The sequence below is a fragment of the Arthrobacter sp. P1_B11 genome (assembly GCF_056406715.1).
Genome location: NZ_JBFTZQ010000003.1, coordinates 1 through 14,392 on the forward strand (window position 1 = coordinate 1; position 14,392 = coordinate 14,392).

Annotated in this window: 13 protein-coding genes; 6 read left to right on the forward strand and 7 right to left on the reverse strand. The window is 65.6% G+C overall.

The window, feature by feature from the left end:
* The 3 genes from AC1D14_RS03380 to AC1D14_RS03390 all read left to right on the forward strand — a co-directional run.
* The coding region (locus AC1D14_RS03380) for an HNH endonuclease signature motif containing protein (RefSeq protein WP_476968055.1) at nt 1–1,211 on the forward strand (1,211 nt) is incomplete at its 5' end.
* Nucleotides 1,212–1,366: 155 nt separating this feature from the next.
* Nucleotides 1,367–2,494: an L-talarate/galactarate dehydratase gene (locus tag AC1D14_RS03385; RefSeq protein WP_230120408.1), complete on the forward strand. Its 1,128-nt coding sequence runs from the start codon at nt 1,367–1,369 to the stop codon at nt 2,492–2,494.
* Between the two features lie 10 nt (nt 2,495–2,504).
* Entirely contained in the window at nt 2,505–3,200 is a 696-nt protein-coding gene (locus tag AC1D14_RS03390) for a FadR/GntR family transcriptional regulator (protein ID WP_230120407.1), read from the forward strand.
* A 73-nt stretch (nt 3,201–3,273) separates the two neighbouring features.
* On the opposite strand, the gene AC1D14_RS03395 is transcribed toward AC1D14_RS03390, so the two are convergent.
* Nucleotides 3,274–4,185 (reverse strand): LysR family transcriptional regulator, encoded by a 912-nt coding sequence (locus tag AC1D14_RS03395; protein ID WP_230120406.1) that lies wholly within the window; start codon nt 4,183–4,185, stop codon nt 3,274–3,276.
* Between the two features lie 121 nt (nt 4,186–4,306).
* On the opposite strand from AC1D14_RS03395, the gene AC1D14_RS03400 reads away from it, so the two are divergent.
* A complete protein-coding gene (locus tag AC1D14_RS03400; protein WP_230120405.1) occupies nt 4,307–5,608 on the forward strand; it encodes a glucarate dehydratase family protein in 1,302 nt (433 codons plus the stop codon).
* Nucleotides 5,602–6,633: a 2-hydroxyacid dehydrogenase gene (locus AC1D14_RS03405; protein ID WP_476968056.1), complete on the forward strand. Its 1,032-nt coding sequence runs from the start codon at nt 5,602–5,604 to the stop codon at nt 6,631–6,633. The genes AC1D14_RS03400 and AC1D14_RS03405 overlap by 7 nt, the downstream gene beginning before the upstream one ends.
* Here AC1D14_RS03405 and AC1D14_RS03410 read toward each other — a convergent pair.
* From AC1D14_RS03410 to AC1D14_RS03435, 6 genes are read right to left on the reverse strand one after another with little or no spacing between them, the layout of a single operon-like run.
* A complete protein-coding gene (locus tag AC1D14_RS03410) occupies nt 6,626–7,351 on the reverse strand; it encodes a sulfite exporter TauE/SafE family protein (protein ID WP_230120403.1) in 726 nt (241 codons plus the stop codon). The genes AC1D14_RS03405 and AC1D14_RS03410 overlap by 8 nt on opposite strands.
* Entirely contained in the window at nt 7,348–8,403 is a 1,056-nt protein-coding gene (locus AC1D14_RS03415) for an ABC transporter ATP-binding protein (protein ID WP_230120402.1), read from the reverse strand. Before AC1D14_RS03415 ends, AC1D14_RS03410 begins: the two co-directional genes overlap by 4 nt.
* Complete coding sequence (locus tag AC1D14_RS03420; RefSeq protein WP_230120401.1) at nt 8,396–9,562, reverse strand: ABC transporter ATP-binding protein; 1,167 nt, start codon at nt 9,560–9,562, stop codon at nt 8,396–8,398. Before AC1D14_RS03420 ends, AC1D14_RS03415 begins: the two co-directional genes overlap by 8 nt.
* A complete protein-coding gene (locus AC1D14_RS03425) occupies nt 9,559–10,575 on the reverse strand; it encodes an ABC transporter permease (RefSeq protein WP_230120400.1) in 1,017 nt (338 codons plus the stop codon). The genes AC1D14_RS03420 and AC1D14_RS03425 overlap by 4 nt, the downstream gene beginning before the upstream one ends.
* Nucleotides 10,576–10,583: 8 nt before the next feature.
* Nucleotides 10,584–11,513 carry an ABC transporter permease gene (locus AC1D14_RS03430; protein ID WP_230120399.1) on the reverse strand — a complete coding sequence of 310 codons (930 nt, stop codon included), beginning with the start codon at nt 11,511–11,513 and terminating at the stop codon, nt 10,584–10,586.
* 25 nt (nt 11,514–11,538) lie between these two features.
* Entirely contained in the window at nt 11,539–13,098 is a 1,560-nt protein-coding gene (locus tag AC1D14_RS03435; protein WP_230120398.1) for an ABC transporter substrate-binding protein, read from the reverse strand.
* Nucleotides 13,099–13,409: 311 nt separating this feature from the next.
* On the opposite strand from AC1D14_RS03435, the gene AC1D14_RS03440 reads away from it, so the two are divergent.
* The gene (locus AC1D14_RS03440; protein ID WP_230120397.1) at nt 13,410–14,381 is read left to right on the forward strand and encodes a 2-hydroxyacid dehydrogenase; all 972 of its coding nucleotides are present in this window, start codon (nt 13,410–13,412) and stop codon (nt 14,379–14,381) included.
* Nucleotides 14,382–14,392: the final 11 nt, after the last annotated feature.

Sequence of the window (14,392 nt, forward strand, 5' to 3'; positions counted from 1 at the left end):
AACGACCAGACCACGACTTCCTGCTCCGCATCGCCCACCGCTGGACCGACGCCATCGACCAGGACGGCACCGAACCCAGCGAAGAAGAACTCCGCCACCGCCAAGGCGCCTTCACCCGCCGGCCCCGCCGCGGCCTCCACCACCTGGAAATCTTCGCCACCACCGACCAATACGAACACCTCCTCACCGCCATGAACACCGCCACCAACCCCCGCACCCAACCCACCACCGCGGACGGAACAGGGACCGGAACAGGCACCGGCCAACAGGACACCGCCGGCGGTGACGACGGCGCGCATACCGGGCCGGGATTCGGCGCCGCGGCCGAAGCCGCGGCCGCGGACGCCCACCTCGAACGCCGCACCCGACCCCAACAACTCCTCGACGGCCTCGTCGGCGCCTGCAAAACAGCCCTCGCCACCAACACCCTGCCAGCCACCGGCGGACTCCGGCCCCAGGTCATGGTCACCATCAGCTACCAGGACCTCCTGAACCGCCTCCACACCACCGCCGCCAACGGCCCCCGCTACACCCGACACACACCCACGACCCGGACAACCACCAACACCGCCGACCCCAGCCGCCCCGGCGACAATGCACAAACCCACTGGCAAAACCCGGCAGCCACAGGCACAGCACCCGCAGCGACCGACGACACCGCCACCGGCCAGCCCCCGCTCCCCGACACCGCCACCGCCACCGGCCAGCCCCCGCTCCCCGACACCGCCACCGGCCAGCCCCCGCTCCCCGACACCGCCACCGGCCAGCCCCCGCTCCCCGACACGCCCGCCGGGACCGGGACGTTCGCCTTCACCGGCCCCGTCACCCCCGCCACCGTCCGCAAGATCGCCTGCGACGCCGACATCATCCCCATCCTCCTCGGCAGCCAAGGCCGCATCCTGGACATCGGCCGCACCACCCGGATCTTCCCACCCCACCTCCGCAAAGCCCTCACCGCCCGCGACCAAGGCTGCGCCTTCCCCACCTGCACCATCCCCGCCCCCTGGTGCGAAGCCCACCACACCACCTACTGGTCACACGGCGGACCCACCAACACCGACAACGGCGTCCTCCTCTGCACCCACCACCACCACCTCATCCACAAAGAACAATGGCAAATCCACATCGCCACCGGCATCCCCTGGTTCATCCCCCCACCCCACATCGACCCCACCCAAAAACCCCGACGCAACCACCACCACCGAACATAAAACGGCCACCCACCCGGCGGTCCTGGCATGCGAACTCTTCGGCTTCGGCACCTCCAATGGTCGGGTCCATCGAGAGGAACTTGTAATACAAGTTCGCTACTTGTAGCATAAGACCTGCGGGCGATGTTGCCCCCTTCCGCTTCCAAGGAGAACCCATGAGCACCGTCGACCTGATCCGGCACGTCAAACTTTCCACTGCGAGGCTCCCGCTGGCCGTTCCCATCAGCGACGCCAAGGTCTTCACCGGCCGTCAGAAACCCATGACCGAGGTAGTCTTCCTCTTCGCCGAGATCACCACCGAACAGGGCCACAGCGGAATTGGCTTCAGCTACTCCAAGCGAGCCGGCGGGCCTGCCCAGTACGCCCACGCCAAAGAAGTTGCCGATGGCATCATCGGCGAGGACCCCAACGACATCGGCAAGATCTACACCAAACTCCTCTGGGCCGGGGCATCCGTTGGCCGCTCCGGCGTAGCCACCCAGGCCTTGGCCGCCATCGACATCGCCCTCTACGATCTCAAGGCCAAGCGTGCCGGCCTGCCCTTGGCCAAACTCCTGGGCTCGTACCGTGACTCCGTGCAGACCTACAACACCTCAGGCGGCTTCCTCAACGCGACCTTGGATGAGGTCAAGGCACGTGCCACCCAGTCCATCCACGAAGGCATCGGCGGCATCAAGATCAAGGTCGGACTCCCGGACAGCAAGGAGGACCTGCGCCGCGTCGCCGGGATCCGCGAACACATCGGCTGGGACGTTCCGCTCATGGTGGACGCCAACCAGCAGTGGGACCGCGCCACCGCGCTGCGCATGGGCCGCCAGCTCGAGGAGTTCAACCTCGTGTGGATCGAAGAGCCGCTGGACGCATACGACTTCGAGGGCCACGCCCACCTCGCCGCCGTCCTGGACACGCCCATCGCCACAGGCGAGATGCTGGCCTCGGTAGCCGAACACAAGGGCCTCATCAACGCCAACGGCTGCGACATCATCCAGCCCGACGCTCCCCGCGTCGGCGGCATCACCCAGTTCCTCCGCCTCGCCGCCCTCGCGGACGAACGCGGTCTGGGCTTGGCACCGCACTTCGCCATGGAGATCCACCTGCACCTCGCCGCCGCCTACCCGCGCGAGCCGTGGGTGGAGCACTTCGACTGGCTGGACCCGCTGTTCAACGAGCGCCTCGAAACCAAGAACGGCCGCATGATCGTCCCAGACCGCCCCGGCCTCGGCGTGAGCCTCAGTGACCAGGCCCGCGCCTGGACCACCGAGACAGTGGAGTTCGGCGCGTAATCTTGAAGCCATGAGCCGGAACCTGACCGCGGACCTCGCCGCCGATCTTCGCAACCGCATAGTCGACGGCGACATCCAGCCCGGGGACAAGCTACCGAGCGAAAACACGCTGATCGGCGAGTTTGGCGTGAGCCGCACCGTGGTCCGGGCCGCTCTTACCCGCCTTCAGGCGGAGGGACTCGTGGAGACCGAACGCGGGCGGGGCAGCTTCGCGCTGTCCCCGCCCCCGGACGGCCCGACGGCGGCAAACGGCACCAGGGCTGTGGTCACCATGGAAGACCGGATTCACCTGCTGGAGTTCCGAATCGGCGTCGAGTCCGAGGCCGCCGCCCTCGCCGCCGGGAACCGCACCGACCGCCAACTCAAGGCAATGTTGAACGCGCTCGAGGACTTCACGGCCGGCGTGGAGCACCCGGCGCACGCCATGAAGGCGGACTACGAGTTCCACCGAGCCATCGCCGCAGCCTCAGGCAACCCGTTCTACTCCGACTGCTTGGCCTCCCTCGGGCAGACCATGATCGCCATGCCCCGGACGCGGCTGATGACCGGAACCGAGCACTACGCCCGGGACCACTTCGAGCAGGTGGTTCACGAGCACGGATCCATCTATGCCGCCATCGCAGATGGTGACGAATCGTCGTCGTCGGCTGCCATGCGCAGCCACCTCGCTAACTCACGGCGACGGCTCCGGGCCGGACGCCAGTAGTTCCGGCCTGCCGGTCAGGGCGTACCCAGTCAGGACGGGCCGATCAGGACCCGCCAGGCGCCAGCCGGGCCGGTCAGAACGTCTCGATCAGCTTCAGAAGCCGAAGGACCGCGGGGTTGGCTGTTTCTTCGTTCCATGCCAGCTCCAAGTCCACCCGGTTCAGCTCCTGAATGCCGTGCCGTCCGTCGATCTCATGGAATTCCACTCCTGTGGGGGCGAAAGCCATTGCCGAGGCGGGGACAAGTGTCACACCAAGCCCGGCTTGGACGAAGGCCAGGAGAGCGGGAACCTGGCTGGCGTACTGGGTGATGTTGGCGTGGGCGCCGGCGCTGGCGAACAGCCGGAGCACCAGGTCATGGAAATAACGGGCCTCCTTGGTGGAGTACATCAGCAACGGAAGCCTGTCCAGGGACCCGAGTGGCAGCGACTCCCCCTGCGGCGCCGCCATGTTGCCCAGCAACGAACTGCCCTCGGGCAGCGCCACCACCAGACGGTCCTGCATGAGCGGCCGGGACACTACGCCCGGCCGGGCCACGATGGGCCGCAGCAGGCCGATGTCCACGCTGCCCTTCACCAGGCCGTCCATCTGGTCCGTTGAGACCAGTTCCCGGAGTACAAAGGACACCCCCGGCATTCCCTCCGCGGCTCGCCGCAGCATCAGCGGCAGCGCGCTCTGCCCGGCTATGGCCGTGTACCCCACAGTGATGGCGCCCGCTTCGCCGGACGAGACCCGGCGGACATCCAGGTCCGTCTTGATGCACATGTCCAGGATCTGCCGTGCCCGCGGAAGCAGGGTGGCGCCGGCGGCGGTCAACTCCACCTTCCTGCTGGTGCGGCCGAAGAGCTGGGCTCCCAGCTTCTTCTCCAGCATCTGTATCTGGCGGCTCAACGGCGGCTGCGTCATGTTGAGCCGCTCCGCCGCAGCGCCGAAGTGAAGCTCTTCAGCGACGGCCACGAACGCTTCTAACTGGGGTAGGGAAAACATTCATACCTTTACTGAATTGTTGAGTGCGCAAATTAGCTTGGACGTGGATCGATGACTCCCCTTATGGTCGGGGAACGGAGCAGGTAAATCAACCCCGAGCCAACCCAAGGAGCACAGCGCAGTGGACCAGGCATACGATCCCGCCCAGTACGTCGACCAGGCCAGGATAACGGGCGTCTTCATCACCCCGGTGGCCTTCAAGGACCCACCGCTCCTGAACACCGTCGGCGTCCACGAACCGTTCGCGCTGCGGGCCATCGTGGAGGTCCAGACGGACGCCGGCGTATCTGGCTTCGGTGAAACCTACGGCGACGCCGGCCACATTGCCCGGCTCCAGCTCGCAGCTGCCGCCCTGCCCGGGACGGACATTTTCAACATCAACCGGCTGCGCAGCCGGATCACCGAGGCACTGCAGCAGGACAACATCCAGGGCGGCCACGGCATGAGCGGCATGGTGACCGGCTCGAGCACAGCTGACCGCGTGCTGTCCGCGTTCGACGTCGCAGCCTTGGATATCCAGGGCAAACTCCTCGGCCGGCCGGTCAGCGACCTCCTAGGCGGCGCTGTCCGAGACTCTGTGCAGTTCAGCGGGTACCTGTTCTACAAGTGGGCGGGCCACCCCGGCCAGGAGGACGATGGCTGGGGTGCGGCCTTGGACCCTGCCGGGATCGTGAAGCAGGCCCGGACCATGGTGGACCGCTACGGTTTCACCGCCCTTAAACTCAAGGCCGGCGTCTTCGCACCGGAAGAAGAGATCGCGGCCATCCAGGCCCTCCGTGCGGAATTCCCCGACCTGCCGCTCCGCATTGATCCTAACGGTGCGTGGACGGTGGAGACCTCCATTCGCGTGGGCAAGGAATTGCACGGCGTTCTGGAGTACCTCGAGGACCCCACGCCCGGCATTGATGGCATGGCGGCCGTGCGCCGTGAGGTGGGCATGCCGCTGGCCACGAACATGTGCGTGGTCAGCTTCGCGGACGTGGCGCCCGCCGTGGCTGCCGGCGCAGTGGATGTCATCCTCTCGGACCACCACTTCTGGGGCGGCCTCCGCCGAACCCAGTTCCTGGCCGGCATCACCGAAACGTTCGGCCTGGGGCTGTCAATGCACTCGAATTCCCATCTGGGCATCAGCCTTGCCGCCATGGTCCATTTGGCGGCGGCAACCCCCAACCTCGACTATGCGTCCGACACCCACTGGCCGTGGAAGGACCCGTCGGAGGACGTCATTGCCGGCGGCGTGTTCACGTTCAAGGACGGCGCCGTCAAGGTCCCCACCGGCCCGGGCCTGGGGGTCGAGGTAGACCGCGACGCCCTGGATCGCCTGCACCGCCAGTACCTGGACTGCGGGATCAGGAGCCGGGATGACACTGGCTACATGCAGCGGCTCCAACCCTCCTATGAGCTTCAGAGCCCCCGGTGGTAAACGCCGGGGAGCGGGCTTCGGGCGGCGTGCAATCGCTGAAGATCGTGGTCACGGACCCTATCATCAGCCGCTTCGAGGACCGGCTAAGGGCCGACGGCGGCGCCTACCACTGGGACATGGCTGCGGCTTGGACTCCCGAACGCCGGCTTACCGCCCTCGCGGGTGCCGACGTCGTGGTTTGCTCCTCCCTCGGCCCCGCGGAAGCGGAGGCTGCCGGCCGCGTGCGGCTGGTGCATGTCACGGGCGCAGGCTACGACAAGATTTCTTTCCCTCATCTGGCGCCGTCGGCTCAGGTGGCCAACACCTTCCACCACGCACGGCCCATCGCCGAGCACGTCATGATGGTCACGCTCATGCTTTCGCGCAATGTGGCTGCCGCCGACCGGGAGGTCCGCCAAGGAAAGTGGCGCACCATCGCAACGGACGACGACGTGCCTTTCCATCCCGTTCTCGCCGACCTGACGCTGGGGCTGGTGGGCCTGGGCTCCATCGGCGCCGAGGTGGCCCGAGTCGGCGGAATGCTGGGCATGAAGGTCCGGGCTGTCCGGCGCAACCCTTCGGCCCCTCTTCCGGAGGGGGTCCGCCTCGACTGGGTCGGAGGAAACCACGAGCTCCACAGGCTTCTGGCCGCGTCGGACATCGTTGTGGTGACGGTGCCGCTGGATCCCGGAACGGAGGGAATGATCGGGACCACTGAACTGGCCAGCATGAAACGCTCGGCGTTCCTCATTAATGTGGCCCGCGGTCCCGTGGTTGACCAGGCCGCGCTCTACGCAGCCCTGAAGGAACGCCGCATCGCCGGAGCAGGCCTCGACGTCTGGTGGGGGTCGCCCGCGGACGGTGTGGTCCCGCCGGCAGAACTGCCTTTCGCGGCGCTGGAGAACACCGTACTGACGCCGCACCATTCGGGCCATGCACGGGTCACTTTTGAACGCAGGGCAGCGGACATTGCCGCCAACATCGGGCGACTGGCCCGCGCAGGGAAACTTCTGAACCTGGTGCCGCGGCCGGTTCCGGCTACGTAGTTGCCAGGACCAGCTGCACGATCAGCAGGACGCTACCCAGCGCCGACGCCCCCAGGGCCAGGGCCTTGAGGCGCACCGCGTTGAGGAAGCGGTTAACAAACCGGGAAGCCGCGTAGCCGCCCACAGCCGCCGGTACCATCCACATCGCCAACACCAGCATTTCGGCCGAGACCGCACCGGCGATCCAGAGCATCATCATGGAAATCGACGAACCCACCATAAAGAATGCGCTCATGGTGGCGCGCAGCCGGGGTCCATCGTGGCCTTGCCAGACCAACGCCATAGGCGGGCCGCCAATCGACGTGGCCGTTCCCATGACGCCGGACGCCGCGCCTGCCGCGATCAGGTTTACCCGGACAGGCCGGGGCGCCCAGCCGCGGCCTGCCAGCACCAGTCCGGTCAGCACTACGGCCACGACCATCCAGGCAAGGCCTTCCTTGGACAGGGCGGCCACCAGCCACGCGCCGAGGAAGCTTCCGGGAACCCGGCCCACCAGCGCCCAGCCTGCGCCCCGCAAATCCAGGCTTTGCCGCTCCCGCACCGTCACCATCACGGTGACCAGAAACGCGAGGAGGATCAGCGTGGCCGGCAGCAGCGCCGGATCCACCATCGCGATCACCGGCGCCGCCAGCATGCCCATGCCGAATCCGCTGGATGCCTGCAGGCACGCGGCCAGGAAGATCACCCCGGCAATGATGGCGTATTCGGCACCCGTCACGGGGCGGAGGCGGTGGCAGGCGCAGTCGCGATAGGGACGGAGGCGCTGGTGGCCTTCAGGCCCTTGATGGAATCGAGCGGGAAGTGGCACTCTGCAACGTGCCGCGTACCGAGGGCCGAGAGGACCTGCGGTTCCGGCGCAACCTCACTGCAGATGTCCTGGGCTTGCCAGCACCGCGTCCGGAAGCGGCAGCCCGACGGCGGATCCAACGGAGAGGGCAACTCACCTTCGAGGACAATCCTGTCCTGCTTCGCACCGCTGACGTCGAGCTTCGGGGACGCCGACATCAGGGCAGCCGTGTAGGGGTGCCGTGGATGGTCAAAGACCTCTTCCGTGGCTCCCGTCTCGATGATCCGTCCGAGATACATCACCGCGACCCTGTCTGCCACGTGGCGGACCACGGTCAGGTCGTGCGAGATGAAGATGTAGGAGACCCCGAGCTCCTGCTGGAGCTCATTGAGCAGATTAAGGACCTGTGCCTGGACGGAAAGGTCCAAGGCCGAGACCGGCTCATCGAGGATGATGACATCGGGGTTCAGGGCCAGGGCCCGGGCAATTCCGATGCGCTGGCGCTGGCCGCCGGAGAACTCCTGCGGCGACTTGCATGCATCCGAGGGTCGCAGACCCACCATGTGCAGCAGTTCGCGGACCCGGGCTTCGCGTTCCCTGGACGTCGGGTAGAGGCCACGGTGGGTGGCCCACGGCTCGGTGATGATGTCCCCTGCGTTCATCCGGGCATTCAGCGAGGCGAACGGGTCCTGGAAAACCATCTGCACCCGCCGTCGCCAGCTCAGCAGCTCCTTCCCGCGGAGCCCGAAAGGATTGGTCCCTTCAAAACTGACAGCCCCTTCATCCGGGGTTTCCAGCATCATCAGGGTCCGGGCCAGGGTGGACTTGCCGCAGCCGGACTCACCCACCAGGCCCAGCGTTTCACCGCGGCCAACGGTCAGGCTGATCCCGTCCAGGGCCTTGAGCCGCGTATTGCCGCTGGCGCTCTTGGCCACGTGGAACGTCTTGGTCAGGCCATCAATTTTCAGAAGCGGCTCAGACATTGTTGATCTCCTCGCTGAAGTGGCAGGCGGCGGCGCGGGCAGGCCGCGGCTCGTTGCCGGAAGGGACGTTCAAAGCGCTGCCCGTGACAGCGGCGCCAAGTCCGGTGACCGCACCGCCGACCGGACCGGTGCCCGCACCACTGACCGGACGGAGCGCCGGCCGTTCCGCACAGCAGATTTCCTGGACCAACGGGCATCGGGACTGATAGACACATCCGGCGGGGATGTCGTGGAGCTCCGGCGGGCTGCCAGCAATGGACTTGAGCTGTGCGCCGCGCTCCAGGTGGACCGGCACCGATTCCAGCAGCCCCTTGGTGTAGGGATGGCGGGGGTCGGCGAAGACTTCGAAGACCGGCCCGCTCTCCACTACGTTGCCGGCGTACATTACAGCCACGGAATCGGCCTCCTCAGCCACCACCGCGAGGTCGTGGGTGATCAGGATGACAGCCATCTGGCCCTCTTCGCGGAGCTTCCGGAGCAGCTGCATGATTTGCGCCTGGACCGTGACGTCCAGGGCGGTGGTGGGTTCATCGGCGATCAGCAGGCGGGGATTGAGGGCCACGGCCATGGCGATGAGGATGCGCTGGCGCATGCCACCGGAGAACTGGTGCGGGTAGGAGTTGACCCGGGACTCCGGTTCAGGGATTCCCACGCGCTTCATCAGATCAATCGCCTCAACCCGGGCCTCCTTGGCACTCAGGCCGCGGTGGATGCGGAAGGCCTCGCCGAGTTGGGTGCCAACCGTATAAACGGGGTTCAGGGCAGTCAGGGCGTCCTGGAAGACGATGCCCAGCTCGGGCCCGGCAAACTTGAGCCGTTGCTTGGGAGTGAGGGCAGCGAGATCGGTGCCGTTGAGGTTGATCTCGCCGTCGGCCAGATCGCAGACGGGGTCCATGATCCCGGCCAGTGCCTTGGCCGTCATGGATTTTCCGCAGCCGGATTCCCCGAGCAGCGCCAGGGTTTCTCCGGCCCTGGCTTCGAAGGCCACACTGTTGACGGCGCGCACGGTGCCGCGGTGCGTGCGGATGTCCACCGCAAGGTCGCGGACCTTAAGGACGACGTCGTGTGCCTTCGCCTGCCCTGTTGCTGTGCCTGCGGCTGCGGCTGCGGCTGCGGCACGCGAGCGTTTTGCGGGTGCTGGGTCGGTAGCTGTTTTCACGGCTGTGTCTCCTTGGCTGGGATGCGGGCGATCAGCCGCTTGCGGGGAAGTGCGAGGCGCCAGCGCTGGGCCGGATCGGTGGCGATCCGCAGCCAGGCGGCAAGGACGTTGGCCGCGATGGTGGTGACCACGATGGCGACGCCGGGGAAAATCGACAGCCACCACGCGGTCTGCAGATACTGTCGGCCTTGGGAGACCATCAGGCCCCAACTGACATCCGGCGGCTGAATGCCGATGCCCAGGAAGCTCAGCGAGGACTCGGCCAGCATCACGTAACAACACTCGAGCGTAGCCAGCGTCAGCAGCGTCGGCAGCACCACGGGAATGACGTGCCGGACGATGATCGCATTCGGCTTGGCACCGAACGTGCGCGCCGCATCCACAAACGTCCGGCTCTGGAGCTCGGCCGATTCGGCGCGCGCCGTCCGCAGGTAAATGGGAATGCGGGTGAGGGCCAAAATCAGCACGATGTTCGCTGAGCTGGGGCTGAACACGTAAAGCACGACGACGGCGAGCAGCAGGGACGGGAAACTCATGATCACGTCGGCGATGCGCATGGACACGTTCTCACGCCAGCCCCGGTGGTACCCGGCCCAAACGCCCCAGAGGGAGCCAACAATGAGGGCCACTGCCACCGCAGGCAAGGCGACGGAGAAGGTGGTACGGCTGGCTACCACCAGCCGGGCCAGCATGCTGCGGCCCAGGGAATCGCTGCCGAGGAAGTATTCCCAGCCGTGCGCGAAGGTGAAGGGTGCTTTGTTGGCGAACAACAGGTTCTGCTTGGTGGCCAGATCGCCCATCAGGGCAGGGCCGATGAGGGCTGTCAGGCCGATGAGGATAAGGACCAGTGCCGAGACGGTGGCAAAGCGGTCCTTGAGCAGGAGGCGGAAGAGACTGAGCTTTCCATCCTGCTTGCTGTCCTTCTTACCATTGCTCGTACCGTCGCTATTTCCTTCCGGGAGGGCCGCCGGCAGCTGCGCCCGAGCCGCACCTTCAGTCAATGAACTCTTCATGGCTACTCCTAAGCCTTTACCGTGACGGGACGGACGCGTGCGTCCAGCAGCGCATAACCCATGTCGATGAGGATATTCAGGGCGAAGATCGCGACAGCGGTGAGCAGGACGGCTGCTTGCAGGACAGCGAAGTCCCGCTGCAGGATCGAATCGATCATGAGCTTCCCGATGCCCGGCCAGCCGAAAATGGTTTCCACCACAACGGCGCCGTTGACCAGGCCCACCGTCAGGTCCCCGGCCACGGTCAGCGCGGGGGCGGCCGCATTACGCAGCGCGTGATGCGTAACGACCCGGAGTTCGCCTGCTCCACGGCTGCGGGCCAGCTTGATGTAGGGCTCAGAAAGCGCGGAGACCATGGAACCGCGGACTATCTGGACCAGCACACCGAACGGCCGCAGGAGCAGCGTGGCGATGGGCAGCACCCAGGCACCGGCTCCCGACACGCCTGATGTCGGAAGCCAGCCCAAGGTGATGGCGAACACCCAGATTCCCACGATTGCCAGCCAGAAATCCGGGATGGAAGCGGCAGCCATCGAGACGAAACTTGAGATACGGTCCGCAATGCCGTTCGGCTTTAATGCCGCCCAGCAACCCACCACCAGGGCCAGCAGGATGGCCAGCACCATGGTGGTGGCGGCAAGCTGCAAGGTGGCAGGAAAGGCACGCAGCGCCATGGCGGCCGCGTCCTGCCCCGTGCGCAGCGACTGGCCGAAATCGAGCCGGAGCACACCGCCGAAGTAGTCGGCCATCTGCACCGGCAGCGGCTGGTCCAAACCATTGCGCGCACTGAAGGCATCGCGCATCTGTTGCGTGGCATTCAGCGGCAGGTACAGACTGGCAGGATTTCCCGTCATCCTGGCCAGCGCGAACACACCGACGATCACCACCATCAACGGCAATGCGCTCGAGGCAATCCGCTTTCTCAAGTAGATCAGCATGGCTGTCCTTCCTCCCGGAGCCGGGTTAGCTTGCCGGGGTCATTTCCGAAACACGCAACTCATCGCCACTGGACGAGTTGGGCGTGTAGTTCACGGACTTGGCCTTGCCGATGATGCCGGTCTGGTGCGAGATGTGGGCGAACTGGACAACCTTGTCGTTTTGGTAGGCAAAGATCTCCTCGAAGTCCTTCTTCCGTTCGTCGCCCGATGCCGCGTCCGCCTTCTTGATCATGGCGTCGAACTCGGGGGTGCCGAAGTAGCTCTGGGCTCCGGTGGACAGCATGTACTGGTCCACAGTGAAGGCGGCATCGCCGGCCTGGTTTCCGTGCTGTGTCATCAGCGCCACTGCGCCTTCATCTTTTGCGAAGGGGCGGACCTGATAGGTCAGGTGCTGGCTGGTTTCCAGCATTTTGAGCTTTACGTTCAAGCCGGCCTGGCTCAGTTGCTCCTGCAGCACCTGGCCCAGTTCAGTGATCTTGGGGAACTGGGCGCTGCGGACTACCAGCGAGATCTGCGCGGACGTGTCAACGCCGTCGGCCTTGGCTTCGGCAACAAGGGACTTCGCCTTGTCCAGGTCGAACGGCCAGCCCTTCAGTGCGTCGTTGTGCCCCACGATGCCTTTAGGAACCAACTGGGCTGCCACCTGGTGCTTGCCCTGGTAGAGCGAGTTGACGATTCCTTCCTTGTCGATGGCGAAGTTGATGGCCTGGCGGACGCGGATGTCACTGAGCGGTGCTTCGTTGGCGTCGAGCCGCAGGGCCACTGTCTCGTTGTTCGGGTAGTCGACGCCGAGGTCACCGATGTTGTCGTCCGGGCTAAGCCCCATCGCGACGTCAGCTTCGCCGCTGGTGATCATGGCCGCCCGCACCGAACTTTCGGAACGCCACTGGTACTCGGCCTTGGCATAGGCGGGCTTGGCCCCCCAGTAGCCGTCCCAGCTGGACAGCGTGATCTTCTGGCCGGCGTCCCACTTCTCGATCTTGTAGGGACCGGTGCCGATCGGCTCACGGACCTTCTCCGTGGCGCTAGTCGACGTCGGGACCACTTCAAGGAACGAAAGGCGCAGCGGCAGGATGGGGTCGGGTTCCGGTGTGGTGACGGTGAGGGTAGTGGCGTTTACGGCCTTCACGGCGAGATCCGCATCGCCGAAGACATAGCCCTCTACGTTGCAGCCCAGCTTGGAGTTGACCGCCCTTTCGATGGTGAAGGCGGCGGCTTCGGCATTGAATGGCGTGCCGTCCTGGAACTTGACTCCTTCGCGCAGCTTCAGCGTCCATTCCCTATCGGTGGTGGCTTTCCATTCTGTGGCGAGCTTCGGCTCGAGCTCGCCGCTCTGGGGATTGCGTTCGATCAGCGGCTCGGTGACATTCGAGCGCACCACAACACCGGTGGAGGTCAGGTTCGATTCACAGGCTTCGAGGGTGGGCGGTTCCTGGGCGAGGACCACGCGCACCGTGCTCGATGAAGCCGCGCCCGCGTCGGAATTGGCAACTGAACAGCCGCTCAGGCCCAGCACCGCGACGGATGCAAGGGCTGGCCACCTAAGCAAGCCAGCGGAAAAGGGGAGCTTTGAAGAAGACGTCATTGGATTCCTCCGGATTGGATACTTGCGGCAGCGGGGTGCTCTTGCAGCGGTGGAGCAGGGCATCAAGAACAGGTGCTTTCGGGGCCGCGCTGGACTCAAGCTAATTGAGGGCCACAGGCTCCACAAGGCTCGTGGCGGTCGCCAGCCGCGCCCGAAGGGGCGCCGGCGAGGCGCTCGGGGTGTGTGATGGGCACCACGCTGGCCTGAAATCCGCGTGGTTCCGCCGGAGTGGTCCCATCAATTCACTTCGTGAATCGAACTATGCCATTTACATGTTGGACGCGTATGAATCGGAATCCTAGGGTGCAGTTATGAAGAACATCGCTGTCCTCCAGGTAGGGCCACTCATGCCAAGCGTTCAAGAACCCATCACAAGGGAATACGGCGCCGTGCGGCTTCCCGATTTGCCCTCCGAGCAGGAAGAGTTCCTGAGGCTGCACGGCGGGTCTTTCGAGGTGGCCGTGACTTCCGGAAAGTTCGGCGTCGGCACGGAGCTGATGCACGCGCTCCCCAACCTTCGCGCGGTCATCAACTTCGGTGTCGGCTATGACACCACCGACGTCGCCCAGGCTGCCCAGCGCGGCATCATCGTCAGCAACACGCCCGATGTCCTCAATGACTGTGTGGCGGACACTGCCATCGCCCTGTACTTGGACGTCCTGCGCCGGGTCGGCGCAGCGGACCGCTTCGTCCGCCGCGGCGACTGGCTCAGCAAAGGCAACTTCCCGCTGACCACCAAAGCCAGCGGCAAAAGGGTGGGCATCCTCGGGCTGGGCCGGATCGGACGGGTCATCGCACGCAGGCTGGAAGGTTTCGACTGCGAAATCAGCTACCACAGCCGCAATCCGGTGGACGGAGTCAGCTACGAGTACAAGGCGTCCCCGCACGAACTTGCCGCCGGTTGCGACGTACTGATTGTCGCCGCCGCCGGCGGTCCCGGTTCGGCCAGGCTCGTGGATGCCAACGTCATCGGTGCGATCGGGCCCGACGGCTACCTGATCAACATTGCCCGAGGATCTGTGGTGGATGAGGACGCCCTCGTGGCTGCCCTCCTGGCCGGACGGCTTGCAGGGGCAGGGCTGGACGTGTTCGAGGAGGAGCCGAAGGTCCCGGAAGACCTCCTCGCCCTCGAAAATGTGGTCCTTCTGCCGCACCTGGGGAGCGGGACCCACGAAACGAGGGCGGCGATGGCAGAGCTGACGCTCGCGAACCTGCGGCAGTTCGTGGCCACCGGTTCGGTCCTGACGGCGGTGCAGGCATCAGCGTCGCAGTCGGCTACGTAGCAAGCCAAGAG

Coding starts and splice junctions, on each gene's coding strand:
- AC1D14_RS03395 (WP_230120406.1), bottom strand. CDS start 4,185: ATGTTTTCCCTACCCCAGTTAGAAGCGTTCGTGGCCGTCGCTGAAGAG.
- AC1D14_RS03425 (WP_230120400.1), bottom strand. CDS start 10,575: ATGAAGAGTTCATTGACTGAAGGTGCGGCTCGGGCGCAGCTGCCGGCG.
- AC1D14_RS03385 (WP_230120408.1), top strand. CDS start 1,367: ATGAGCACCGTCGACCTGATCCGGCACGTCAAACTTTCCACTGCGAGG.
- AC1D14_RS03390 (WP_230120407.1), top strand. CDS start 2,505: ATGAGCCGGAACCTGACCGCGGACCTCGCCGCCGATCTTCGCAACCGC.
- AC1D14_RS03415 (WP_230120402.1), bottom strand. CDS start 8,403: ATGTCTGAGCCGCTTCTGAAAATTGATGGCCTGACCAAGACGTTCCAC.
- AC1D14_RS03435 (WP_230120398.1), bottom strand. CDS start 13,098: ATGACGTCTTCTTCAAAGCTCCCCTTTTCCGCTGGCTTGCTTAGGTGG.
- AC1D14_RS03430 (WP_230120399.1), bottom strand. CDS start 11,513: ATGCTGATCTACTTGAGAAAGCGGATTGCCTCGAGCGCATTGCCGTTG.
- AC1D14_RS03440 (WP_230120397.1), top strand. CDS start 13,410: ATGAAGAACATCGCTGTCCTCCAGGTAGGGCCACTCATGCCAAGCGTT.